The 24,840-nt window shown below is 52.6% G+C and carries 21 protein-coding genes and 1 tRNA gene; 5 read left to right on the top strand and 17 right to left on the bottom strand.

Translation table 11 applies throughout. The annotated features are described in order from the left end of the window. Nucleotides 1-44: 44 nt before the first annotated feature. From HPY30_15795 to leuC, 6 genes are all read right to left on the bottom strand, one after another. Nucleotides 45-2,849, bottom strand: coding sequence for a FimV family protein (locus tag HPY30_15795; protein QYZ67315.1), 2,805 nt, complete (start codon nt 2,847-2,849; stop codon nt 45-47). Nucleotides 2,850-2,975: 126 nt separating this feature from the next. Then, complete coding sequence (locus HPY30_15790; GenBank protein QYZ67314.1) at nt 2,976-3,995, bottom strand: aspartate-semialdehyde dehydrogenase; 1,020 nt, start codon at nt 3,993-3,995, stop codon at nt 2,976-2,978. 171 nt (nt 3,996-4,166) lie between these two features. Continuing rightward, complete coding sequence (gene asd / locus HPY30_15785; protein QYZ67313.1) at nt 4,167-5,285, bottom strand: aspartate-semialdehyde dehydrogenase; 1,119 nt, start codon at nt 5,283-5,285, stop codon at nt 4,167-4,169. 103 nt (nt 5,286-5,388) lie between these two features. Continuing rightward, complete coding sequence (leuB, locus tag HPY30_15780; GenBank protein QYZ67312.1) at nt 5,389-6,462, bottom strand: 3-isopropylmalate dehydrogenase; 1,074 nt, start codon at nt 6,460-6,462, stop codon at nt 5,389-5,391. Nucleotides 6,463-6,570: 108 nt separating this feature from the next. Continuing rightward, entirely contained in the window at nt 6,571-7,209 is a 639-nt protein-coding gene (gene leuD, locus HPY30_15775; GenBank protein ID QYZ67311.1) for a 3-isopropylmalate dehydratase small subunit, read from the bottom strand. An 89-nt stretch (nt 7,210-7,298) separates the two neighbouring features. Then, nucleotides 7,299-8,711, bottom strand: a complete 1,413-nt coding sequence (leuC, locus tag HPY30_15770; GenBank protein ID QYZ67310.1) for a 3-isopropylmalate dehydratase large subunit — start codon at nt 8,709-8,711, stop codon at nt 7,299-7,301. A 96-nt stretch (nt 8,712-8,807) separates the two neighbouring features. Here leuC and HPY30_15765 point away from each other — a divergent pair, with 96 nt between their 5' ends. After that, nucleotides 8,808-9,677 (top strand): LysR family transcriptional regulator, encoded by an 870-nt coding sequence (locus HPY30_15765; protein ID QYZ67309.1) that lies wholly within the window; start codon nt 8,808-8,810, stop codon nt 9,675-9,677. A gap of 245 nt (nt 9,678-9,922) precedes the next feature. Here the strand turns inward: HPY30_15765 and HPY30_15760 are convergent, their stop codons facing one another. The 3 genes from HPY30_15760 to HPY30_15750 form a co-directional block, all read right to left on the bottom strand. After that, nucleotides 9,923-10,900, bottom strand: coding sequence for a GGDEF domain-containing protein (locus tag HPY30_15760; protein ID QYZ67308.1), 978 nt, complete (start codon nt 10,898-10,900; stop codon nt 9,923-9,925). Between the two features lie 23 nt (nt 10,901-10,923). Then, a complete protein-coding gene (locus HPY30_15755) occupies nt 10,924-11,238 on the bottom strand; it encodes a DUF1330 domain-containing protein (protein ID QYZ67307.1) in 315 nt (104 codons plus the stop codon). An 89-nt stretch (nt 11,239-11,327) separates the two neighbouring features. Further along, nucleotides 11,328-11,477: a hypothetical protein gene (locus tag HPY30_15750; GenBank protein ID QYZ67306.1), complete on the bottom strand. Its 150-nt coding sequence runs from the start codon at nt 11,475-11,477 to the stop codon at nt 11,328-11,330. Nucleotides 11,478-11,697: 220 nt separating this feature from the next. Here HPY30_15750 and HPY30_15745 point away from each other — a divergent pair, with 220 nt between their 5' ends. Then, complete coding sequence (locus HPY30_15745) at nt 11,698-12,441, top strand: alpha/beta fold hydrolase (GenBank protein QYZ67305.1); 744 nt, start codon at nt 11,698-11,700, stop codon at nt 12,439-12,441. 107 nt (nt 12,442-12,548) lie between these two features. Further along, a complete protein-coding gene (locus tag HPY30_15740; protein ID QYZ67304.1) occupies nt 12,549-13,817 on the top strand; it encodes a hypothetical protein in 1,269 nt (422 codons plus the stop codon). Between the two features lie 181 nt (nt 13,818-13,998). On the opposite strand, the gene HPY30_15735 is transcribed toward HPY30_15740, so the two are convergent. The 6 genes from HPY30_15735 to HPY30_15710 all read right to left on the bottom strand — a co-directional run bounded on the left by HPY30_15735 (nt 13,999) and on the right by HPY30_15710 (nt 20,545). After that, nucleotides 13,999-15,126 carry a methyltransferase gene (locus tag HPY30_15735; protein ID QYZ68085.1) on the bottom strand — a complete coding sequence of 376 codons (1,128 nt, stop codon included), beginning with the start codon at nt 15,124-15,126 and terminating at the stop codon, nt 13,999-14,001. A gap of 1 nt (nt 15,127) precedes the next feature. Beyond that, nucleotides 15,128-15,859: a class I SAM-dependent methyltransferase gene (locus tag HPY30_15730; protein ID QYZ67303.1), complete on the bottom strand. Its 732-nt coding sequence runs from the start codon at nt 15,857-15,859 to the stop codon at nt 15,128-15,130. Next, complete coding sequence (locus HPY30_15725) at nt 15,846-16,982, bottom strand: MFS transporter (protein QYZ67302.1); 1,137 nt, start codon at nt 16,980-16,982, stop codon at nt 15,846-15,848. The genes HPY30_15730 and HPY30_15725 overlap by 14 nt, the downstream gene beginning before the upstream one ends. A 205-nt stretch (nt 16,983-17,187) precedes the next feature. Beyond that, nucleotides 17,188-18,273, bottom strand: a complete 1,086-nt coding sequence (aroC, locus tag HPY30_15720) for a chorismate synthase (protein ID QYZ67301.1) — start codon at nt 18,271-18,273, stop codon at nt 17,188-17,190. A gap of 4 nt (nt 18,274-18,277) precedes the next feature. Continuing rightward, on the bottom strand, nt 18,278-19,606 hold the full coding sequence (locus HPY30_15715; GenBank protein QYZ67300.1) for a TolC family outer membrane protein: 1,329 nt from the start codon (nt 19,604-19,606) through the stop codon (nt 18,278-18,280). Between the two features lie 96 nt (nt 19,607-19,702). Continuing rightward, nucleotides 19,703-20,545: a M23 family metallopeptidase gene (locus HPY30_15710; GenBank protein QYZ67299.1), complete on the bottom strand. Its 843-nt coding sequence runs from the start codon at nt 20,543-20,545 to the stop codon at nt 19,703-19,705. A 163-nt stretch (nt 20,546-20,708) separates the two neighbouring features. Between HPY30_15710 and HPY30_15705 the strand changes: the two genes are divergently transcribed. Continuing rightward, nucleotides 20,709-20,795, top strand: a tRNA-Leu gene (locus HPY30_15705). A 438-nt stretch (nt 20,796-21,233) separates the two neighbouring features. Here the strand turns inward: HPY30_15705 and HPY30_15700 are convergent. Continuing rightward, complete coding sequence (locus tag HPY30_15700; protein ID QYZ67298.1) at nt 21,234-21,644, bottom strand: DUF2846 domain-containing protein; 411 nt, start codon at nt 21,642-21,644, stop codon at nt 21,234-21,236. 337 nt (nt 21,645-21,981) lie between these two features. Between HPY30_15700 and HPY30_15695 the strand changes: the two genes are divergently transcribed. After that, entirely contained in the window at nt 21,982-23,937 is a 1,956-nt protein-coding gene (locus HPY30_15695; protein QYZ68084.1) for an MBL fold metallo-hydrolase, read from the top strand. Between the two features lie 233 nt (nt 23,938-24,170). Here the strand turns inward: HPY30_15695 and HPY30_15690 are convergent, their stop codons facing one another. Next, a complete protein-coding gene (locus HPY30_15690) occupies nt 24,171-24,422 on the bottom strand; it encodes a hypothetical protein (GenBank protein QYZ67297.1) in 252 nt (83 codons plus the stop codon). Between the last annotated feature and the right edge of the window lie 418 nt (nt 24,423-24,840).

Raw genomic sequence — 24,840 nt, 5'->3', positions numbered from 1 at the left:
GGGTGCAAACTGCACCCCTTCAGAAGACATCTCTTACGACAATATCAGGATGACATCTTTTCGAGCAATTGCGTGGCCTCTTCCTGTTGCTCATTGTTGCCTTCTGTGGCCACCTCTTCGAGGATACTTCTTGCACCCTCTTCATCACCCATATCCACGTAAGCGCGGGCCAAATCAAGTTTGGTATTCACTTCATCTTCTGCACCCAGTTCCATCTCCTCATCGAAGGTCAGTGAGTGGGGTGCGATATCTTCGTCAGCCTCACCCAGACCCTCGCTGTCGGTACCCAACAGATCAGACCCTTCGCTCTCTTTTGCATCCAGATCTTCGGACAACGACTCCAATTCACGTTCCAGGCTTTCGAGATCAAGATCGTCGAGAGATTCGGAGTCATCGATTCCTATTATACTGCTGGTTGCAGAGCCCGTATCATCGGCCAGATCTCCCAGGTCCAGGTCGGCAAGTACACTATCGGTGTCCGGTGATGAGTCGAGCTGCAGGCTATCATCCAATCCTTCGGATGGCGTGGCATCCTCCAGCAATCCCGAATCGAGCCCCAGACTGGCAAGATCGATATCCAGCAATTCAGAGTCAGTGGTATCGGATGTCGTCTGGTTTACGGCATCATTTTGTGCCACCACATCATCGGCCGTTTCTAAATCTATGGACAACTCAGAGTCCAGAGCACTGGGTTCCATATCATCCAGATCAGAGAGTTCACTCAGGTCCAGGGAATCAAGGTCGTTATCAAGATCATCCAGAGTATCGACAGATTCAGGGGCAGCCGGCGCAGGGGTCGACAGATCGAGTGAAGAGTCGCGCAGCTCACTATCCAGATTCAAACCAAGGTCATCGAGTTCATCATCCATACCCGATGCAAAACCGTCCTCCGTCGGCGCTGTGTCCGCAGCAGAGCCAAACAGAATGTTTTCCGGATCGAGCTCCCTGCCCATGGTGGAGATTCTGCTCCAGACATCCGGGTTCGTGGTTGCGATGCCCGCAGCTGAAAGTGCACCGGCCAGTGCAGCAAATGCACTCGTGTCTTTTGCCGAATAGTGAATTTCCAGCAGCTTGTGCTTCAGTTCCGCACGCTCAGGGGCTTTTTCGATCGCTTGTTTAACCAGCTCTTCAGCCTGCTGATAACGGCCATAGGCGATGTAAACATCAGCTTCGGAGAGAGGATCGACCTCGCCGGTTTCATCCTGCAGGGCATCGATGTCACTGGGAGAAAAATCACTCAGGAATGATGTTTCATCAGTCAGTTCGTTGATGGAACCCGCCTCCACCTGGGCCGCTTCAGCTGCAGGCTCTCCATCTGGAGTGACAAGAATACTTTCGGCAAATTCCGCTTCAGCTTCCTTGCGACGCCGCATGATCAGCCATAGCAGCGAGAGCAGGAGCACTCCAACTGCGCCCACTATACCCATCAGGGTTGTGTTGCCGGCCAAGGCACCCAGCAGCCCTTTCTCCTTCGGCTTTTTCTTTTCTACTGGTTTTGGCGCAGTCTCCTCCGCCACCTGGGTCGGAGTTACAGGCGGCGCAACTGCAGGAGCGGGCTTTTCTGTAACAGCAGGTTCAGGTTTTGCCTCTTGTACGGGTTCAGCAACAACAGCACTGTCTGCAGTTTGCTGCATGGCCTCGTCGATAGCAGACTCAATATCTGCCTCTTCGATGACGGGTTCATCGGAAACCGGCAGCACTTCCTCTTCGGCCATCACCTCAGGAGCCTGAGATTCAAGACGCTGCGTCGACTGTAACTGTGCAAGCTGATCGCTCTTCAGAGTCAAAAGCCGCTGGATGTCCTCCAGTTGAGCTTCCAGGCCCTTGATCCGGCCACGTAGCTCCTCACTCTCCTGACGCGTGGATTCATTGGATTCACGCACCAGCAGAATCTGTTTTTCAAGACGCTGGAGATCTTCTTTCTGTTCGGCCTTGCCTTCCCTGTCGACGGCCTCATCAGCCTCGGGCTTAGCAGAAACCAGCTTCAGACGGTCATCCGCCGGGACTGGCGCTGATATGGCGGGAGACGGGTCAGTTGTCGCAGCTTTCCCACGGCCTCGATTCTCTCTCCAGGCGTTGGTCTGGGCCAAGAACTCAGATCGTGCATCACGGGAGGATAGTGCGCTCGGGTCAGCACCCTCTGGAAGACGCAGGATCTTGCCAACCTTCAGGCCATTGACATTATTTCTGATAAAAGCTTTTGGATTGTGCTCCAGCAGCGCCATCATAAGCTGTTCGGTGGTTTCGCCGCTGCGCCGCATCGACTTGGCGATAACCCACAGATTGTCATTGTTCTTAACGGGGCCGTATTCGCGGGCACCGCCATCACTCCTGCTGGCAGCAGCCTCCTGCTGGCGGGGTGTAACCGTTCGCCTGCTCTGTACGGGGGTTGGCGTGCTCGCAGGTGCTGTCTGTGCAATCGGGGCGGTAACAGGCGCCGGTTTGCGTTTCACCGTAACCGGCGGATCCAGCAGTACAGTGTACTCACGGACCAGACGGCCCTTCGGCCAGTTAACCTCAATAAGGAAATTGAGGAAAGGTTCACGCACGGGATCCCGACTGCTCACCGCAATGACCACTTTACCATCACTGCGTAAAGTAGGTTTAAAGGTCAAGCCGGAAAGCATAAAAGGACGCTCAACACCGGCCCGGGCAAAGGCAGCTTGAGAAGCCAGTTCTACCCTGACGTCCTGCACCTCATCAGATTTTACCGATATCAGATCGATATCCGCTTTGAAATATTGGTTGAGAGACGATTGAGTATGGATCTCACCCAAACCAAGCGCATAGGCGCCCAGTGGTGATAGGGCTGTTGCTATTGCCACTGCCAGGGACAGCTTACGAATCATGCTTCCTCCTTGCCTGAACCACCCCGCTCACCCAAAGATGAGAAGCAGCTGCAAAGGGTTTATTTAAATCCAGATGGAACATTATTAATGATAGAATAAACTTAATATTATCCGCATAACTATAGCTTATAAATAGTCTTTTACCAAAACTTCAACAATCTTCACAACATTTGCCGCAATACCTGAACGTAGATTGTCAGCCACTGTAAAAAGTGAGAATTGCGTTGCGTTTTTTCCCACAGACCTGATCCTGCCGACTGTGATGTCTTCCATGCCTGAAGCATGGCTCACCGGGCTGACACAGGCACCGTTTTCACTATCCACAAGCGTTACACCCTCAGTCTCTGCCAACAGCGACTGCAGGTTCTGTAATGTTAGCGGCCGGGAAGTTTGAAACTGAACCATCTGTGAGTGTCCGTAAAAAACAGGCGCTATGGCAGTTGTCACGGTAAGCGAAAGATCCTCACATTCAAGGATGCGAAGAGCGTCCTGTTCAGCCTTTATCTCACCGAAGGTACTCCCATCTTCATTGAGCTCACCCAGCGGTGACAAAAGGTTGAATGCAATCTGCCGGGGAAACAGCACCGGAGTTATCGGTTTGGCATTGAGTAACTGCGCGGTCTGCCTCGCCATCTCTTCCACGCCGGCACGACCGAAATCTGAAACGGCCTGACAACTGACCACCGAGACTTGTTCGAGTCCCACCCTGTCCAGCACGGGCTTGAGAATCCTGACCAACTGGCTCGTGCCTGCATCCGGCAGGGTGGTGATGCCCCCTTTCGATACAACTTCCATCGACCCAGGATTGACCCAGCCGACCACAGGCGGCAGATCTGTCGCTTCCAGCAGCCGGGCACCGATATCCAGGATAATGCAGCCGGCATCCTGTGCGAGATCAAGCCAACCTCCAGCAGAGGAGTCTTCACCGGTCGAAATAACAATACGGACTTGGGTGAAATCGAATAGCGACAGATCAGCGATGGTCAATGCCCGGTCCCCGAACTCAACCGTATCTCCCACAGCCTCCTCATCCCCGAGCACCTGCAAGCTACCGGCAAGACTGGGATGCGAAGAGATGGCCTCCAGTAAGGTTTCACCAACCAGACCGGTCGCGCCGACCAGTGCAATATCCACTTCAGGGTTCATCTTCTGTTAAATCTCTTGATAGGGTTTGATTCCCCGCAACTTGTTACGAAGAAACACAGGGGGCAGTGTTCAGTTTCCACTATTAATGAAGAACCCCGTACACGCTATTTGCGCGCCGGGGCCGTCTTCTTCCTGGCATTGGAGCAAAACCGCCCCCAAGCCTTTAATCAATCAGCTCTCTATGAGAATACGCAGCATCCGGCGCAAAGGTTCCGCCGCGCCCCAGAGAAGCTGATCGCCCACGGTGAAGGCATTCAGGTATTCCGCACCGAGGTTCATCTTGCGCAGACGACCCACCGGCACCACCAGGGAACCAGTCACCTTGGCCGGCGTCAACTCCTGTACAGTGATGTCCCGCTCATTGGGTACTACCTTGACCCAGTCATTGGCGGAACCGAGAATCTCTTCCACCTCATCCATCGGCACATCCCTTCGCAGTTTGACCGTCAGTGCCTGACTGTGACAGCGCATGGCGCCAACACGCACACAGGTACCATCGATGGGCACAGGATTGTCGGACCGGCGCAAGATCTTGTTGGTCTCGGCAAAGCCTTTCCACTCCTCCTTGCTCTGGCCATTCTCCCGGGCCACATCGATCCAGGGAATCAGGGCACCCGCCAAAGGCGCACCAAAATTCTCGGTGGGGAAACCATCGCTACGGATGGCATCCGCCACCGCCTGATCGATAGGAAGAATCGGCGAATAGGGATCGTCCAGCTGCTCATTGCTGACAGCCGCCTTTACTGCACCCATCTGCTTGATCAACTCCCGCATGTTTTTGGCCCCGGCGCCGGATGCTGCCTGATAGGTCATTGCAGTCGTCCACTCCACCAGATCCTCCCGAAAGAGGCCGCCTAGCGCCATCAGCATCAAGCTGACGGTGCAGTTACCGCCGATGTAGTCCTTGACACCACTGCTCAGGCCATCGCGAATAACGTTGTCGTTGACCGGGTCGAGCACGATAATGGAGTGGTCCTTCATACGCAGGCTGGATGCCGCATCGATCCAGTAGCCGTTCCAACCCGCAGCTCGCAACTTAGGGAAGACCTCATTGGTGTAACCGCCACCCTGGCAGGTGACGATTACATCCATTTTCTTCAGTTCATCGATATCCGTGGCATCCTTGAGCAGCGGAATCTCTCTGCCGATGTCAGGACCCTTCTGACCAGCTTGGGAAGTGGTGAAGAAGACCGGCTCTTCGATATCGGCAAAATCGTTCTCTTCGCGCATACGGCCCATCAGGACCGACCCGACCATGCCACGCCAACCTACAAATCCAACTCGTTTCATCTGTCTTGTCTCTATTTCAATTAACCGCAAAGAACGCGAAGAATCTTACTCGGCGTAAACAATGACTTTAATTACAGCCTTTGCGCTCTTCCCGGTTACAACATCACAGCGCAGCGACCACCGCATCGCCCATGGCGTCGCAGCTGACCTCGGTTTTACCCTCGGACATGATATCCTGGGTCCGCAAGCCATCGTCCAGCACCTTGTTGACCGCCGCCTCGATACGATCCGCCATCGCGGGCTCATCCAGACTGTAACGCAACATCATCGATACCGAGAGGATGGTAGCCAGCGGGTTCGCCTTGTTCTGCCCGGCAATATCCGGAGCGGAACCATGGATCGGCTCATACATACCCTTGCTGTTCTCATCAAGCGAGGCGGAAGGCAACATGCCGATAGAACCGGTGAGCATGGCGGCACAATCCGACAGGATATCACCGAACATGTTGGTGGTAACCATCACATCAAACTGTTTCGGTGCCCGCACCAGCTGCATCGCAGCGTTATCCACATACATGTGACTCAGTTCAACATCCGGGTAGTCATCGCCCACACGGGTGGCGACCTCGCGCCATAACTCAGTGCACTCCAGGACATTGGCTTTGTCCACGGAGCAGACCCGTTTATCGCGTTTCATGGCGATGTCGAAAGCGACCCGGCTGATGCGGTCAACCTCGGACTCGGCATAGACCAGAGTATTGAAGCCCTGCTTTTCGCCGCTATCGAGCTCCCGCACACCCCGGGGCTGGCCAAAGTAGATGCCGCCGGTCAGCTCGCGCACGATCATGATATCGAGGCCCGAAACCACTTCCGGCTTCAGGGTCGAGGCATCCGCCAGTTGCGGATAGAGGATCGCGGGACGTAGATTGGCAAAGAGATTGAGACCGGCGCGCAGACCCAGCAGCCCCTTCTCGGGACGGATGGAGATGTCCAGCTCTTCCCATTTGTAACCACCGACAGCACCAAGCAGAATCGCGTCCGCCTCCTGCGCCATTTCCAATGTCGTTTCCGGCAACGGCCCACCGGTGGCATCGATGGCAGCCCCACCGACCAGCGCCTCGTCCATCTCGATATCCAGTCCAAAATCATCACGCAGTGCGGCCATTACCTTTACAGCCTCGGTAACAATCTCAGGGCCAATACCGTCACCCGGTAGAATCAGAATATTTTTGCTCATTTCGATTTACATCCTTACCCGCAGCTTGCTGCGAAGATTGGGTAGGGTGCGCCGCGCGCACCATGATTACTACTTATTGATTGGTGCGCACAGCGCACCCTACATTTATTAATTAAATAACCAGGGCGCTTCCTGGCGCCGGCGCGCTTCATAGGTTTTGATGGCGTCCACATGCTGCAGGGTGAGGCCGATATCATCAAGCCCATTGAGCAGGCAGTGTTTACGGAATGCATCCACCTCAAATGGAAAGACCCCATCCTCGGCTATCTTCAGTTGCTGCGCCTCCAGGTCCACTGCAATCTCCAGCGGCTTCTCCCCACCTGCGGCAGCAAACAGGTTATCTATTATTTCTTCTTCTAAAACAATAGGTAATATTCCATTCTTAAAGCAGTTATTAAAGAATATATCTGCAAAACTGGGGGCGATTATGACCCGAAATCCATAATCCTCCAATGCCCAGGGCGCATGCTCACGGGAAGAACCACAGCCAAAATTCTTGCGCCCCAGAAGGATGCCCGCCCCCTGATAGCGGGGATCATTGAGGACAAAATCCCCATTCAACGGCCGCTTGCCGTTATCCATGCCTGGCTCACCATGATCCAGATAGCGCCATTCATCAAACAGGTTGGGACCAAATCCGGAGCGCTTGATCGACTTAAGAAACTGTTTGGGGATGATGGCATCAGTATCCACATTGGAACGATCCAATGGACAGACGATGCCGGTAAATGTCTCGAATTTTTTCATAATCAGATAACCATAAAGTACGCGAAGAACACCAAGTAAGATAAAGAAAAACAAATAGTTTTCTCGATCATTACGCCCTTCGTGGCGAATCAGAAATCCCTTACATCAACAAAGTGTCCGGCAATCGCAGCCGCGGCAGCCATCGCGGGACTGACCAGATGGGTGCGTCCACCCTGCCCCTGCCGACCCTCAAAATTGCGATTCGAGGTTGATGCACAACGCTCACCCGGTTCCAGCCGGTCGGCATTCATGGCCAGACACATGGAGCAGCCCGGCTCACGCCACTCAAATCCTGCATCAATGAAGATTTTATCGAGTCCTTCGGCTTCTGCCTGCTGCTTTACCAGTCCGGATCCCGGAACGACCAGCGCCAGTTTGATGTTGTCTGCTACCCGTCTACCCTTGGCGACCTGTGCAGCCTCGCGCATGTCCTCGATACGGGAGTTGGTGCATGAGCCGATAAAGATCTTGTCCACATCGATCTCATTGACCGGCGTGCCCGCTTCGAGCCCCATATAGTCCAGCGCCCGGCGCATGCCTTCCGCTTTGACCGGATCATCGACCCGATCCGGATCCGGCACCTGCGTATCCACGCTGATCACCATCTCGGGGGAGGTACCCCAGGTAACCTGAGGTTTGATCTCTGACGCATCGATGTTGATGACCTTATCGAACTCGGCACCTTCATCACTGTACAGGGTCTGCCAGTTGGCGATAGCCTGCTCCAACGTCTCACCCTCCGGGGCATAGGGACGACCTTTGACGTAGTCGATAGTCTTCTCATCCACCGCCACGAAACCGGCCCTTGCACCCGCCTCGATCGCCATATTACAGACCGTCAACCGCCCTTCGATAGAGAGGTCGCGGATTGTCTGACCACCGAACTCAATGGCATAACCGGTGCCGCCGGCAGTACCGATCTCACCGATCACCGCCAATACGATGTCTTTGGCAGTGACACCAGGGGCGGTCTTGCCGTCGACACTAATCAGCATCGATTTCGACTTCTTCTGGATCAGGCACTGGGTAGCGAGCACATGCTCAACCTCCGAGGTTCCGATGCCGAACGCCAGTGCACCCATGGCACCGTGGGTAGAGGTGTGGGAGTCACCACACACCACCGTCATGCCCGGCAGGGTAGCACCCTGCTCCGGCCCGACCACATGCACGATGCCCTGACGGATATCGTTCATGGTGAATTCGGTCAAACCAAACGCTTCGCAGTTGGCGTCCAGTGTCTCCACCTGTATGCGTGCAATCGGATCGGAGATATCCGCGATTCCGTTGGGACGACTCGTGGTGGGTACGTTGTGGTCCGGCGTGGCCAGGTTGGCCTCAACACGCCAGGGTTTGCGGCCTGAAATCCGCAGACCTTCGAAGGCTTGGGGCGATGTCACCTCATGCACCAGTTGCCGGTCGATATAGAGCAGCGCAGTGTCGTTTTCATCGTAACGTACTACATGTGAATCCCAGAGTTTGTCGTAAAGGGTCTTGTTAGTCATCAGCCTTGCCTCATCATGATGGTGAAACCTTAGGATGTTCCTGTATATAATACAAATTCATATTTTTCATATTTTTTATTCTAATTAGGAATACATGTGGAATTTGCCAATCTACGCGCATTTGTAGAGGTCGCCCGCTCCAGCTCTTTCTCCCAGGCTGCTGAGATCTTGTTCATCACCCAACCTGCGGTCAGCAAGCGGGTCGCCGGGCTGGAGACGGAACTCAGCTGCCGGTTGTTCGATCGTATCGGGCGGCAGATTGTCCTTACCGAGGCGGGGAGGCAGCTATTGCCGCGGGCTGAACAGATCGCCGAGGAGATCACCGACATCCGGCAAGAGTTTTCCAACCTGAGCGGGGAGGTCGGAGGCACACTGGCCATGGGCACCAGCCACCATATCGGCCTGCATCGTCTACCACCATTTCTTAGAGGTTATGCCGACAGTTACCCAGCAGTCACACTTGATATTCGCTTCATGGGATCGGAAAAGGCCTGTCTTGCTGTGGAGAGCGGAGAGCTGGAAATGGGTGTGGTCACACTGCCGCTGCAATCACCCAGGAATCTGCTGACGCAGCAGGTTTGGCATGACCCACTCTGTTTCATCGTGGGGGAGGAGCACCCGCTGGCCGGTCGTGACAGTATCGGGATTGAAGAGCTTATTCAACATCCTGCGGTTCTCCCAACCTTAGGTACCTACACTCGAACACTGCTGGAAGATCGTCTCGAAGCAGAGGGATATAAGATCAACTGCAGCCTCTCAACCGACTATCTGGAGACGTTGAAGATGATGGCGTCGATCGGATTGGGCTGGGCTCTGCTGCCGGAGACCCTATTGACCCCAGGACTGGTTAGACTCAATGTTAAAGAGATCAGACTGGAACGCGCGTTGGGTTTGGTGACACACCGGCAGCGGACTTTGTCCAATGCAGCACAGGCGATGCAGCAATTGATAATGGACAGCACTTAATCAAAGATAACTTTTTGTACTCGTCCGGGAACAATAAACCGGAAGTCTTTCAGATGCGATACTGAGCGGTCAATCCGGGAGAGTGGCCCGCAGCCTACTGACCGCCTTGCACGAAACAGAGCAGATGATCCACGCCGGGCACCCCTCTTCAGAGGCTTGCAGCTAATTTCCGGATATTATCCCGTCACTATTTGCTCAAGTCGATTTAGATTCTTGAAAACGGCGACGCCACTGTAGCTGAATGATCACAGAACACCCTCTCCGTATAGGAAATAACAGCCCTTACCATGGCGCTTGGCTTGGTACATAGCTTCGTCGGCCCGTACCAAAAGTATTCGTGTATCACTACCGTGATCCGGGTAGAGGGCTATGCCGATACTCGCGCTGATCCTTACTTTCTGCAGCGCAGGCGTACGCAAATGTGTAATCGATTCGATCATCTTGTCCGCCAGAATCTTAACCTGCTCAAGACCCTGAAGGTCCTCAACCAGCAGCACAAACTCGTCACCACCGATTCGAGCCAGGATGTCGTTGCTCCTCAGGGTCTGCGACAGGTTGCGTGCCACATCCCGCAGCACCTGGTCTCCCGATTCATGACCAAGTACGTCGTTGACCTGCTTGAATCCATCCAGATCGATGAATAGCACTGCAAGTTGGCTCCTTATTCGATTCGCCCGGCCAATCGCCTGCCCCAGCCGCTCATTGAACAGGATTCGGTTGGGCAGATCGGTCAGTGGATCGTGCTGAGCCTGTCGGCGCAGCATTTCCTCGGCACGGCGCCGCGCCGTACTGTTGCGCACATAAACGGAGAATCCGATAACAGCGCCCTCCTTTGATCGATGGGGGGCATACTGAACTTGGACGTCCTGTTGTGCCAGGTATCTGTAGTCGATGCGATCTTCGTAAGTAACCAACTCACCCTTCAGTACACGCTCTACATGCTGCTGAATCTTGGCGAATCCTTGCTCACCCATGAACTCGACAACATGTTTCCCGAGGAATGCCTCGCGGGTTCGACCCGTCTCGATTTCATATTTCCGGTTGCACACCTGATAGGTAAGATCTGCGTTGACGTAGGAGACGTAATCCGGGACTGAATCCAGAATGAAGGCCATTGCATCATGCTCTGCTTGCAACACCGCCAGCCGCTTGCGCAACCGGTCTATTTCCCCCTCCAGGGTAATTTCTTGTGCCGTTCGCTGGATCGTGTTCGATTTTTCCATATGTGAGTTTCTTTAATGCCGAATCAGTCGGCAACCACCCCCGCTTCAGCCGGCAAGCCGTCGATTAAGACCAGGTTTGCCGAGGCTGCGGCACACCGCATTGCTTTCCAGGGACGGTATTCATCGGAAACGTACCAGGCATGGAAGGCCGCGCGATCAGGCCACTCGTGAACAACGACGATCTGGCCGGGCCAAGCCCCTTCGATGACCTCGAACTCGTTACCGGCGACCAGGAACCGCCCACCAAATTTCGCCAGTGTGTCCATGTGACCATCGACATATTGCTGAAACAATTGCGGATCACTCACGGTAACGGCTACGATCGAATAGGCAGGCATCATGTCCTCCATCACTTCAAGTTAGCTTATAAGGGACGTATCCTCCACGCAAGAGGAACGAGTAACAGCAGGTGAGGCACGATGGACCGTCATGCCCTTCCCGTCCGATCGTATCCACTCTGCCGCGTCAGCGGTCTCAGGTGCAGCAAATCCTGAAAAAATACCAGTTGACGCGCCCTCGCTTCGCTCTCCATGGCGCGCAGCGGGAGAGTTTTTACACTGACACCAAATAGTTGCATGCCTATTTCGCATCAGTGACCACCTTACTCGTTGGCCTTCTGTCTCTGGTATTATCTACAGAATCATAGCCAGTAGTTATGGACGGACTGGCCCTATCGACCATACCGACACTATTCTTGGTACCTGCCAGCTGGCGTTTCTGATTGAAAATGGTGAACCCGGAAACGAAGCAAACGCGGATCCAAAATAGCTCATGAAACAAATGGAACAGAAATAATCATGACATTATCCCATACCAGTGCGGTAGTTTTTGTACATGGCATCTTGGGCTTCTCCTCATTCCAACTACTGTGGAAAGAGATACAGTACTTCCGCGCACTCAAGACAAGCCTGCACGGTTATCCTATCCCCATCCACTTCCCTGAACTACCCGCCACCGGCACCATTCAGCAACGGGCTGAAGCACTGGCTAGCTACCTTGAAAAAACCCCTGAACAGCAGATCCATCTGATCGCTCACAGCATGGGCGGACTGGATTCACGTCACGTCATTTGCCACTTCGATCCAAAATATAGAATCCAGACACTTACCACCCTTGCCACCCCACACCGTGGATCTCCACTTGCCGAGTGGTTCATCAACAAACCCGGTTTGATTCCCGCGTTGGGCAGGCGCGTTGCATCACCAGGACTGTATGAATTAACACCAGATGCCTGCACCCAGTTTAATCTTAGAAATCCTGACCGGCCAGACGTTACCTACCAATCCTATGCAGGTGTACGCACTACAGCGGAGATGCCAATACTGTTTAGGCCATGGAGCAGCATGCTTGAGCAGGAGGCGGGTGAAAACGACAGCCAGGTCCCAAAAACATCTGCGATCTGGGGGGATTTCCAAGAAAGCCTTCTAGCTGATCATCTGGAGCTTGTCGGTTGGAGCTTAGGGCGATCTAACAGTACTACCAAGCGCCCATTTGATCACATCGCCTTCTACCACAATCTAATCAAGCGTTTGATTCGCTGACCAAGCCACTTCATTTCCTATTCCAAAATCATCAAAGGAGGGGTATAAAGTAAGTTGATTCATGATGTGCATATAAAGCTATCGACCTTACACAGGATGGATATGGCATGAGCACTGAAGCATCACAACAAACAGCCAAATACAAAGATAAGATCTACATACTAATTCTATCTATCGTTTCTCTTCTCTTTATTGGCTGCATCTCATTACTGGCTTACAAAAGCTACTATTATGTCAACCATCAACCTCCCGGGCCAGACGAGCTAAATCTAATTGATCAGATTGCCCTCTGGTTTGATCCGATTTTCTTTCAATATAACCTGGCTCTATTGAGCCTGTCAGTAACCATCATCCCGCTAATAACCTTCTGTTATATCCAAAACATGAAGAACGAAAAGCGACGCCGCCTGCACCGTGAACTTCCAGCTAAACTGTTAGATGATCCTTCTGTAAAAAAGTATATTGAACAGTACATTAATAAATCATTTCATATCCATCACTATCTTGGCAGCATGTTGGTACTAAGCCTTGTCGTCATAATGGGCAGCATGATCATCCTGCTACTAAAACCACTGCCACTGAATGCTGCAGATGGAGTGACTGGCGTAGACTACAGCCTGGGAGCAAATTTTCTCATGCTCGGCACCTATATGGGGTCATACATTCTTGGCGATGAGAAACTATATATACATGTTATATCTACCACCCTAACTGCTTTTCAGTTTGGATTTCTCGGTGCCTACATCTACTTTATCGGGCACTTGGTGCGCAGCTATTTCACACTTGATTTAACACCAAACATGTTTGTCAGCAGCAGCGTACGTATGATAACAGGGGCATTACTGGCATTGGTGCTGTGTTACATCATCGTTGATCCAGAAAACAAAGATAGCGTACTTTTGCAGGGGTTACCTGTCTGGAGTTTCTTTATCGGCTTCTTTCCTAGTCGTGGGCTCCTCTTTCTGGAAAAGATATCGATAAAAACCATTGGGTTTGCCAAAGTGCGCTATTTTTCAACGCCACTATCCAACCTGCCAGGAATGAGTTACGCACATCAGATCAGATTAGCCCGGGAAGGCTATGACAATATTGAAAACCTGGCCAACGCCTCTGCGTTAGACTTGGCATTGCGCACTGGCTTTACCTACCCACAGCTTAATCAATGGATAAGCCAAGCCAAACTGCATGAGTACCTGCGTAACGACTACCAATCCTTTCTGCAGGACACAGGAATCAGCAGCATGGATGAACTTAAAGCCTACTTTAAATCATACAGCAAAGACAAGTCGGCAGACCCAGTCTCCTTACTTGCAGCCGCAGGCAATCAATACGAACAGAAAATCAGCATTTTGTACCGGCTTGTAAATACTTCATAACCAGACCAGCAACACGAAGAATCAGCCATAAAAAACAAAGAGAGCAATGGAAACAACCATCAACTCAAACCAGTGATCACCACAAATATTTTTATTACTGCGGCCTCTTAATATGTTGCTTTTAATAAAAAACCAATCTATGCGATCTTTGCGTTTTCATGATCATTGTCGGGCGAAAACGCTATCCCTTCACCGCCCGCAGCACGACAAATTTCGGGTTCGCGGAGATTTGCTCCACATTACCGAACAGACGTTTCAGTTTGGAATGATAGTTGAGGTGACGATTACCGACAATACGCAGTTCTCCCCCGCGTTTTAGCACCTTCACTGCCTGACTGAACATGTGCCAGGCGATGAAATCACCCACCACCTGTTGCTGGTGAAAGGGGGGATTGCAAAGCACCAAATCAACTGTTTCCGGTGCAAAATCACTTAGCGCATCCCCTACTTTAAACATCACACTGTTTTGCAGACCTGAAGCTTCAAAGGTCGCCTTCGCGCTGGCAACCGCCATATAAGACTCGTCCACAAAGTGGATCGTTGCATTAGGATTTCTTTCAGCCGCAATGAGACCAACCACACCGTTACCGCATCCCAGATCCACAATCTCTGACAACCCCTGTGCCGGAATGTGTTGCAGCAAGAACCGGGTGCCGATATCAAGTCTGTCACGGGAGAAAACATTTGCATGGTTGATCAATTGGAATGTGCTGTCTTCCAACTGATAAGAGACCGGATAGGGCGAAGGAGACATCCGCAGTCTCGCATCCGGCTCGGAAAAGATCAGGCGCGCCTTCTTCTTTGCCAGAGAGGTCTTGGTCGGCCCGACGATCGACTCAAACAGTTTCAGGGTGGAACTATGTATCTGCTTCACCATACCGCAACCGATGATGCGGCAGTTATCCGCCAAATGGGGCCTCAGACGCAGCAGTTCATCCTCCAGCAGCGCGAGAGTCTTGGTGACTCTGACCAGCACCAGATCGTAGCGGGTTCGGTGGATTTGGAGTGAATCGATAATGGTTACCGCATCTAGCGGCAATCCATTGGCAGATAGATTCACTCTTGTAGCCTCTTCAGCGATAAAGGAATCACCCTGACTGACTGGTGAGAATAACGCCAATGCCGTCCCCAGTGCGCCAAAGCTATCGTTCAGGATCAGGATTTTGCTACTTTGAGAAAGCAGATCCTTTTCAGCAAGAAAGCTAAGAAGATACTCATCCGCTGCATCCCAGGCGCGCAGGGTTTCTTTCTTACGCTTTGGATAGCGGCTGAGAAAAAATTTACCAAAGGGAGTGCTGAAATGCGCCATCTCAATCAACCATTTGTAACCCGCGTTTGATATAGACATCGTAACGGGTGTTCGGACTCTTGATCGACATGGCTGGCTCGGCTTCGCCAAGAAAATCCGCCTTGGCCGGACGTTTCACCACCACCCTGGCGATGGCGCACTCCCGCGCGGTCCGCAACAATTCAGCCGCATCCGGATCATCACCCACAAGGGATCGAAAGACCCGCATCTCCTTTTTCACCAGGGCCGATTTCTTACGGTGGGGATACATCGGATCCAGGTAGACCACCTCCGGTCTGTACGCCTCTTTCAGACCCCGCATGAATATAATGGCATCGGCCGAAAACAGTTCCATCCGCGCAGCAATCTGTCCGACGGCGGCATCCTTCAGCGCACGATCAAGGCCATCCTGCAACAAAGCGGCGATAATGGGAGAGCGTTCAACCAGTTGGACGTTGCAACCCAATGTTGCCAGTACAAATGCATCCCGACCAAGCCCTGCAGTAGCGTCCAACACTGTTGGATTCAGCCCTTTCTTGAGTCCGACCGCTCTGGACAACGGCTGTCCCCGGCCACCGCCAAACTGACGTCGGTGCGCGCTTTTGCCGGAGACAAAATCGATATAGAGCACGCCACCGCCCGATGCCTGATGCAATTCCAGACGTTGCGGGGTTTTGACCAGTTGCATATCTGTCACACTCCCATCCAGAGACGTGACCGGCAGTTCCAGCAGGTTTGAATCAGGCTGCTTCATGATTGAGCCAACGCCAAACGATCAACATCGCCAGAAGCGCATAACCCGCCGCCACCCAATAGGTGGGTCCCGGTCCGATGCCAGTCCAGAGATATCCACTGAGCAGACTGCCGAAGGCACCGCCGCCACCAAAACTGATGCTGCTATAGAGCGCCTGTCCCCGTCCCTGATGCTTGCCGACAAAAAAGTGGTGGACCAGGTGGATAGCCGCAGCGTGAAATGTACCAAAGGTGGCTGCATGCATGACCTGAGCAAGCAATACCAGGAACAACTGGTCTGGTGCGCTACCGACGATTACCCAGCGCACGACGGCAATGAGCAGGCTTGCGATTACCACCTTGCGTGCGCCCCAGCGATGCAACAGCCGGTGCATCACAAGAAATACCAGGACTTCAGCAACCACTCCCAGCGCCCAGAGCTGACCGATGAGGGTGCTGGAATAACCGTGCTCTTCCATGTAGATCGAGTAGAAGGCGTAGTAGGCACTGTGACTCGCCTGCATAAGGAAACAGGCGGCCAGAAACGCAATGATCTCCTTGCGCTTCAATACCGCCAGTATCGAACCCTGTTCATGGTGGGGCATCCTTGCGCCCTGCTCCGGCACCACGAGACTGTTTAGCCAGAGACCAAGATAGAGCACCAACACCACCATCGGCACCAGTCCAACCTCCATCTGATCGATGAGATAACCGAGCCCGACTACCGCAATGATAAAACCGATGGAACCCCAGAGACGTATACGGCTGTACTGCTGTATTTGGTCGCCCAGATAGCTGAGGGTCACAGCTTCAAACTGGGGCAGCGACGCGTTCCAGAAGAAACTGAACAGCATCATCACCAGCGCCAGCATCCAGAACCCTTCGGCGTAGAAGACCCCGCCAAAGGTGATCAGCGCCAACAATGATGCAAGACGAACGATAGGCATCCGCCGCCCCGTATGATCGGCAATCCAGCCCCAGACATTGGGTGCGACCAGTTTGGTAAACATGATCACTGCCATCAACTCCCCGATCTCCGAGGGAGCGAAACCACGGTCCTTTAGATAGAGTCCCCAGAACGGCAACAGCGCCCCGAGCGAGGCGAAGTAGAAGAGATAGAAACCGGAAAGACGCCAGTACGGCATTTAGGGAACCTCTGAATGAAACCAGTCATCTCGACCATAGGGAGAGATCTCCTGCCACGGAGCGCCTGACTCACCGTCGGAGTATGAGATTTCTCCCTCCGGTCGAGTAGTGCTACATGGATGTCGCGTTAACGAACCTAAGGACGGAAATGACAATATCCGATTCATTCAGAAATTCTGCAGGAAAGAAACACGCCAGAGGCTATCAGATGACAGGCGTATCCGAATGCACGTCCATATTCTGTCCACGATGGCGCAACATGTGGTCCATCAGCACCATCGCCATCATGGCCTCGGCGATGGGAGTGGCGCGAATCCCGACGCAAGGGTCATGACGCCCCTTGGTGACCACCTCGACTGGATCGCCTTCTTTGTTCACCGTGTATCCCGGAAGACGCAGGCTCGAAGTGGGTTTCATGGCAATGCTGGCGATAATATCCTGGCCGCTTGAGATGCCGCCCAACACACCACCTGCATGATTGCTGCTGAAACCATCCGGCGTCATCTCGTCCCGGTGCTCGGTACCCTTCTGCTCCACACAGGCGAATCCGTCACCGATCTCCACGCCCTTCACTGCATTGATGCTCATCATCGCATGGGCGATCTCGGCATCGAGGCGGTCGAAAATCGGTTCACCCAGGCCTGGCGGTACGCCGGTGGCAACCACATTGATCCGTGCACCGATTGAGTTCCCCTCCTGGCGCAGTTCATCCATATAAGCCTCAAGTTCCGGCACCTTGTAAAGATCGGGGCAAAAAAAGGCGTTTTCATACACATCATTCCAAACAAACTTCTCCGGTTTGATGGGACCGAGTTGTGCCAGATAACCGCGAATCTCAATACCATAACGCGTTTTGAGATACTTCTTCGCGATGCCGCCGGCAGCCACGCGCATAGCCGTCTCCCGCGCAGAGGAGCGTCCGCCGCCCCGATAGTCACGAAAACCGTATTTCTGGGTATAAGTGTAGTCAGCATGTCCCGGACGGAAACGATCCATAATTTCCGAGTAGTCCTTGGAACGCTGATCCGTGTTGTGGATGATCAGGCCAATTGGGGTACCGGTGGTCTTACCCTCAAATACGCCGGATAGAATCTGCACCTCGTCCGCTTCACGACGTTGCGTGGTGTGACGCGATGTACCCGGTTTTCTGCGGTCGAGATCCCGTTGCAGATCCGCCTCGGACAATTCAAGGCCGGGAGGACAGCCATCGACAATACAGCCAATCGCCGGCCCGTGGCTCTCGCCAAACGAGGTTACGGTAAAGAGTTTGCCGAAGCTGTTGCCGGACATTCGACTATCGCTCCAACCAGGCGTTGATACCTTCCAGATCGGACTGGGTCAAATTGCCGGCCGCCTGCTTCAACTGCAAACCATTGAGGATGTAATCGTAGCGTGAACCTGCATAGTCTGTCTGGGCTGAAAAGAGATTGCGTTGCACATTCAGCACATCAACGATGGTTCGGGTGCCAACTTCATAACCCGCCTGAGTGGAGTCCAGCGCGCTCTTGGCAGAGACCGTTGCAGCCTTGAGGGCTCCCACTCGGCTTATGGTGGAGAGTACACCCCGATAAGCATCGCGCACCTGCCGGTTCACTGCGCGCTGACTCTGATCCAGAACCAGCTGGGCAGCACGGAAATCACTCCGGGCCTGTTCTGTCCGCGAGCTAACCGATCCGCCGGCATAAATTGGCAGTTGCAACTGCACACCAATCTTGCCGGTATCTGCCTCGGAGCCGAAGTCGTTATTAGTGCGGAACATATCGTACCCTCCCACCAGATCCAGGGTCGGGTAGTGGCCGGAGCGGAAGACTTCAATATTTTTACGCGTACTCTCCAACCCATTACGGGCGGCGATAATGGTGTAGTTTTGCGCTTGGGCCGTATCGGACCACGCCTGCAGGGTGGTGGGGGTCGGCGGATCGAGTTTCAGCTTCTCACCCAGCTCGGCCAGTGCATCCTGTGGAGCCTGACCAATAATCTCAAACAGCGCCTCCCAAGCATTGTCCACTGCGTTCTCGGCGGCAATCTCCTCTGCCCTGGCGCCGTCATGGGATGCTTGGGCCTCATGCACATCGGTAATGGCAATCAACCCCACATCGAAACGTTGTGTTGCCTGATCAAGCTGGCGGGCGTTGGCTTCAGTCTGGGCCTTGGCTACCCGCAGGATATCCTGCGCCGCCAGGATATTGAAATAGGCGGATGAGCTACGCACCATCAGGTCGATCTGGGCGGCTGCATACTCCGCTTCCGACTGTGCGATAGAGTGATCCGCCTGCTCAAGCTGAATCCAGTAATCGCGATGATAAAGCGGCTGGGAGAGGTTCAGTCCCAGACTCTTATCACTATAGTTACTGGTGCCCACACCGCCTGTTGGAGAGGTCTTTACATCACGTCTAACTCCATCGATTTCTCCTCCCAAGCTGATCGTGGGCAGCAGTCTCGAACGCGCCTGTACCTTGCCTTGGCGCACCGACTCCAACCGTTCCTTTGCTTCTTGGAGCTGCGGATCATTGACCAGCGCCAGATTGTATACATCCATCAGATCCCGGGCCTGCAGCGGCATCGCCAACAGTACGGACAAGAGAGGGAGGACCAATCGAGTTTTTTTCATCTTCAGCTCCATTCCTAGAGGGATTCGGACCACAGGGTACCGACTAAAACAGTTATTATAGGGTATTGAAGGATCAACGTAAGTCTTCGATCCAAAGGCCGCCTGCGCTCACTTCTTATCCATGGGACCGGCAGCCAGCTGAGGATCAAGGCGGGTTCCAAACAGATTCAACCCCCAATGCAGATGGGGACCAGTCGCCCGGCCTGTCGACCCAACCTCGGCGAGAACCTGTCCCTGACGGACCTTACTCCCTTTCTTCACCAGAATCCGGCTCAAGTGCAAAAATGAAGAGGTCACACCATGGCCGTGGTCGACCAATAGGGTACCACCGGAATAGAACATATCATCATGCACCAGTGTAACCATCCCATCCGCCGGTGCGACCACCTTGGTTCCGGTAGATGCAGCCACATCGACGCCCATATGGGGCCGTTTCGGCGTGCCGTTGAGAATGCGCTGACTCCCGTAGACCCCACTGATCCGGCCTTTCACGGGCCAGACGAATCCACCCAGAAAATCGGTACGTGGATCATCCAGCTTGCGTGCCTGCTTCACCATGGCGTTTTCTTTCTTGATTCGTGCCCAATCCATCTTCGGCGGAGTTACCTTCTTCTGTGGTAAGCCGTCAATACGTTGAACTTTGTAGGCGCGTTTGCCGATTTTGAGCAGTTCAACCCGCTTGCGTCCATCACTACCCGACACTTCGACACGATTTTCCAGTGCTGCATCCCGGCCAAAACCGAGCACAAACACACCGTCAGCCGAAACCCTAACCCCTATACCGTTAACGGAGACTTTTTCGCCTGGCGACACATGGCCGATTGCCATCCCCCCCTGAACAAGATCCCCTTTGAGAATCAACGATTCTGAAGCGGCAGAAGCTGCCCCGACAAAAAGCATGAACATCAATGCCTGGAGAAAAGGAAGCACCCCACTGTTACGTATACCCATAAGAGATCGAATCACCTGAAAATCTGCCCTGAAACGGAAGCAACCTAGCACAGCAAACCGCCCAATCCAATCGAGGTCGAATCTACCCCTCAAAAGTTGACACTCCAACCATCTATCGGTAAAGTTCGCGCTCCAGACGGCACAGCCGTTTAGCACCCTCTTAGCCGAGGTGGTGAAATTGGTAGACACGCATGCTTCAGGTGCATGTGGGGGTAACCCCGTGGAGGTTCAAGTCCTCTCCTCGGCACCATATCTAACCCTCTGATTTATCAGGGGGTTTTTTATTTTCACCCTCTCCATGATCGCGGTAATACAAAAGACTCATACAAAGCAGTGGTTCTGACTTGGAGAATCACCATGCACATCCCCTCTTATCTCCAGCGCAACTGCCATGGGATATTCTACTTCCGTCGAGCCGTACCGCAGATCTTACGCCACGCTATCGGTAAGCGAGAACCAAGAGACTGGGCATCAGTGCCTTGATAGAGGCATTGGTGGCGTGAGGTGCACCATTTAGTTTTAAAAACGGCTTGATTGGGGCCTGGCCAGTCCTTTTACAGTTAATTACTATGGCGATCCACGAAGCCGTGGTAAAAAGCCAGTCGTCCTACGTCTTCCCTTGTTAAGTTTTGCTTTCGAAAAGACATTTCCCTCTTCAAGAATTTCGATATTGATCCAAATTTTTGTGCTATTTCAGCCCCGCTATTTCTGATCGGGCTTGAGATTCTGACATTTGGGTGAAATTGGGTCGTCCAGCAAGTAAGCCCATCTTCACATCACCTCTGACGTAATAGATTTTTCCTGCCTCTACATTCACGGTGATCGCATCTTGTGATATTACCTGCGAGTAGAAAGTTTGTTCACCAGGGTCGAAATATTTATAGAGAAGAGTTCCACTCAATAGTTGTCCAATCGCACCACCTGGATGGTTTATATTGAAACGGATTGCCTTGCCCCCAAATTTATCCAGCCGGCTGAATACAATCAGCCCTTTACCTGGCTGTGCCTGTGGGATTTCAGCCGTATATACTGGAGTGCCCCACACACTCATCACAATAATCAAAACGATTAGCAATGTGCCGGCTTTCTTGCTATCCATAGCGCCTCCTATAAAACTGCTAGCCAGTGATTAAATAGCTTCTGTATATCACTGGCATGAAAGTGATAAAACTTTGATGGGCAAATGAAAACCCACAAAACATACTACACTCCGCTTGGATGGATGGGGCAGTTTTCAAGTCACTTTTCCGTGCAATTCAATACACTCACACCTAATATCAGGGAAATGATCGATGAAGAACAAAGAGATAATAGCGATGACAGCATGTGTCACCTTGCTGACTGGTGGATTCGGAGCCGCTTTTGCAGCCGGAGGGGGTGGTGTGCAGAACGACTCGGGGGCTATGGAGGGAAAACACTTCCACCCCAAGGGAAAATTGCCTTCAAAGTACACCGTCAACCTGCAGGAGCAACAGCGCAAGATATTGCCGTTTACAGACAAGCGGGATTTTGAAGAGCAGAAAAAAGGCTTCATAGCCGCTCCTGATTACAAGCAGATCATGGCAGAAGCGGGTCATGTGGCATGGGATATGGGCAGCTACGAATGGCTTTTGCAGGAGAAGGACTTCGATAGCATTCATCCGTCACTTCAGCGTCAGGCCATTCTGAATATGAACTACGGTCTATACGAAGTCATTCCCGGCATCTACCAGGTGCGTGGCTACGATCTGGCAAATATCAGCTTTATCAAGAGCGATACCGGCTGGATCGTGTTCGATCCTTTGACCGCGAAGGAGACGGCAGCAGCTGCACTGAAGTTCATCAATGAACAGCTTGGTGAGCGTCCCGTTGTTGCTGTTGTCTACTCCCACTCCCACGCGGACCATTTCGGCGGTGTGCGAGGTGTTGCCAGTATCGAAGATGTCAATAGCGGAAAGATCAAGATTATTGCACCTGTAGGCTTCATGGATCACGCGGTTTCAGAGAACGTCTACGCTGGTAATGCAATGACCCGACGCATGTTCTTTCAGTACGGGGTGCTTTTGCCGCGTAGTCCGTTTGGTCATGTGGACCAGTCCATTGGCAAGAATACGGCGGCAGGTAATTTAGGGCTTATTCCTCCCACAGTGATCATCGACAAGGATATCGAAGAGATGACCGTCGATGGGGTGAAAATGGTTTTTCAGAACACACCTGGCACGGAAGCACCTGCTGAAATGAACACCTATTTTCCTGACATGAAAGCTTTTTGGGCGGCAGAAAATATTACCGGCACAATCCACAACATATACACACTCCGAGGAGCGTTGGTGCGTGATGCGTTGGAATGGTCAAAACAGATTAACAAGGCGCTCTACCTGTTCGGACAAGACGCTGAGGTGATGTTCGCCTCCCATAGTTGGCCGCGTTGGGGTAAAGAACGGGTTCAGGAGGTAATGCGGGCACAACGCGATACCTATGCCAACTTGAATAATGGTGTACTGCATCTGGCCAACCAAGGCGTGACCATCAACCAGATTCACAATGTGTATGAAGTGCCAAAAAGTCTACAAGAACAGTGGGCTGCACGTAGCTATCACGGTTCTGTTGAGCATAACAGCCGAGCGGTTGTTAACCGGTACCTTGGTTACTGGGATGCAAATCCAGCCACATTGATTCCTCTCTCTCCTGAAGATTCGGCACCGCTGTATGTTGAGATGATGGGGGGGGCAAAACCAATCATCACCAAGGGTAAGACTCTGTATAAAGAAGGCAAATATCTACATGCCCAAGAGATAGTGAACAAGCTGGTTTACGCTGAACCACAGAATCAGGAAGCCAAGGATCTGTTGGCCGATATATTCGAGCAGATTGGCTACCAACAGGAGAGCCCCAGTGTGCGTAACAGCTTCCTGGCGGCGGCTTATGAACTGCGCTCTGGTATTCCAACTGGCGATTCACCCAAGACGGCCGGTCCAGACATGATCAGCGCAATGACCACCGATCTGTGGTTGGATTTCCTTGCTGTGCGTCTTGATAGTAAGAAAGCCGAAGGTCATGAATTTAAAATCAATCTGATCACGCCAGACAATGATGAGAAGTTTGTGATCGAACTCAGTAATGCCACGCTTACTAATATCGAAGGCTATCAGGCCGACGATGCTGACCTGACTATTACGCTGAATCGCGCTGACCTGGAAAAAACCATGATGGGTGCTGTCAGCTTTGACGAGCAGATAAAATCAGGCAAGGCAAAGCTCAAGGGTAACAGAGAAGTGTACGAGCAATTGAAGCCCATGCTGGTGAATTTTGACATGGGTTTCGAAATAATGCCTGGTACCGGCGCGCAGGATCTGACACCAGAGAAAAACGTATTTGAGCAGGAAGCACCTGCTAATTCCGCTGGGGGTTAAACCACACTCGGAGGAGTGCTGCTACTGCACCGTCGCCTCGTTAGCGGGGCGACGGTAATCCATGCAGTACAGAAGGGTCTGTGTCCGCTTAGAACATATTTCTGTATAAAAACTCTGTTTCTGACAGAGTACGAGGCAATCCCCCCGAGAATGGGCAGGTAGCCTTATGCTGAGGCTCCCAAGGTGAAAATTAAACGCCTGCCCCTGCAGGCAGGCACCTTATACCGACCAGGCTACCAATTATAGTAGTTGGTCGGATCTTCCATTGAGGAGAGGTCGACTTCAGCGGTTTGGTCTGAGGTCTGATCTGTCTTGACGAACGGTTCACCAACAGCGTCGGGACCATAGAAGTCGCGGTAGTAGCTAAGACAAGGATCTTCCAACCCATTTACTTGTGGATTCCCCACCTCCTGTGGAGCGGCCACGGTAAGGCCTGTTGCGAGAATGAGAGCTGAGGTCGAAAGGGTTTTTAATAACGTTTTCATGATACTGCTCCTGAAACGTTGGTTGATAGTAAAGCATTAGAATATAAGGACAGCATAATAGAGCAATTGACAATGCTCAATGCCGACACAAACGGAGCGTATTCCTGAGAACTAGATCACATAACGATGCCGTTGACAGGGTGGATCGGGATCACAGCTTTTTGCTGGGGGGGGGGAGATGTGGAGGGATACATTCTGCTATTTGCAATATAAGGCAGGATTCGGGCGTTTGCGATATTCCCATGGAGCAGGAGGCAAGCGATGAGAGAATCTGGAGATGAGAGTCCCAGATACTCCATCAGTTTTCTATGGAATTGTCAGCTTGACGATACGCCTGCTGCGCATATGTCGTGGTTCAGTAAATTGCGCTGACGAACGAGGCCATCAGAAGGCATACACAGCAGCCTTTCTGTAAACG

This window comes from Gammaproteobacteria bacterium (ex Lamellibrachia satsuma), from assembly GCA_019623805.1.
Lineage (GTDB): Bacteria > Pseudomonadota > Gammaproteobacteria > Chromatiales > Chromatiaceae > QGON01.
The sequence above is the reverse complement of the archived record's forward strand: the minus strand, read 5'-3'. Positions and strand labels throughout refer to the sequence as shown.

Coding starts and splice junctions, on each gene's coding strand:
- HPY30_15795 (QYZ67315.1), bottom strand. CDS start 2,849: ATGATTCGTAAGCTGTCCCTGGCAGTGGCAATAGCAACAGCCCTATCA.
- HPY30_15790 (QYZ67314.1), bottom strand. CDS start 3,995: ATGAACCCTGAAGTGGATATTGCACTGGTCGGCGCGACCGGTCTGGTT.
- asd (QYZ67313.1), bottom strand. CDS start 5,285: ATGAAACGAGTTGGATTTGTAGGTTGGCGTGGCATGGTCGGGTCGGTC.
- leuB (QYZ67312.1), bottom strand. CDS start 6,462: ATGAGCAAAAATATTCTGATTCTACCGGGTGACGGTATTGGCCCTGAG.
- leuD (QYZ67311.1), bottom strand. CDS start 7,209: ATGAAAAAATTCGAGACATTTACCGGCATCGTCTGTCCATTGGATCGT.
- leuC (QYZ67310.1), bottom strand. CDS start 8,711: ATGACTAACAAGACCCTTTACGACAAACTCTGGGATTCACATGTAGTA.
- HPY30_15760 (QYZ67308.1), bottom strand. CDS start 10,900: ATGGAAAAATCGAACACGATCCAGCGAACGGCACAAGAAATTACCCTG.
- HPY30_15755 (QYZ67307.1), bottom strand. CDS start 11,238: ATGCCTGCCTATTCGATCGTAGCCGTTACCGTGAGTGATCCGCAATTG.
- HPY30_15750 (QYZ67306.1), bottom strand. CDS start 11,477: ATGCAACTATTTGGTGTCAGTGTAAAAACTCTCCCGCTGCGCGCCATG.
- HPY30_15745 (QYZ67305.1), top strand. CDS start 11,698: ATGACATTATCCCATACCAGTGCGGTAGTTTTTGTACATGGCATCTTG.
- HPY30_15740 (QYZ67304.1), top strand. CDS start 12,549: ATGAGCACTGAAGCATCACAACAAACAGCCAAATACAAAGATAAGATC.
- HPY30_15735 (QYZ68085.1), bottom strand. CDS start 15,126: ATGGCGCATTTCAGCACTCCCTTTGGTAAATTTTTTCTCAGCCGCTAT.
- HPY30_15730 (QYZ67303.1), bottom strand. CDS start 15,859: ATGAAGCAGCCTGATTCAAACCTGCTGGAACTGCCGGTCACGTCTCTG.
- HPY30_15725 (QYZ67302.1), bottom strand. CDS start 16,982: ATGCCGTACTGGCGTCTTTCCGGTTTCTATCTCTTCTACTTCGCCTCG.
- aroC (QYZ67301.1), bottom strand. CDS start 18,273: ATGTCCGGCAACAGCTTCGGCAAACTCTTTACCGTAACCTCGTTTGGC.
- HPY30_15715 (QYZ67300.1), bottom strand. CDS start 19,606: ATGGAGCTGAAGATGAAAAAAACTCGATTGGTCCTCCCTCTCTTGTCC.
- HPY30_15710 (QYZ67299.1), bottom strand. CDS start 20,545: ATGGGTATACGTAACAGTGGGGTGCTTCCTTTTCTCCAGGCATTGATG.
- HPY30_15700 (QYZ67298.1), bottom strand. CDS start 21,644: ATGGATAGCAAGAAAGCCGGCACATTGCTAATCGTTTTGATTATTGTG.
- HPY30_15690 (QYZ67297.1), bottom strand. CDS start 24,422: ATGAAAACGTTATTAAAAACCCTTTCGACCTCAGCTCTCATTCTCGCA.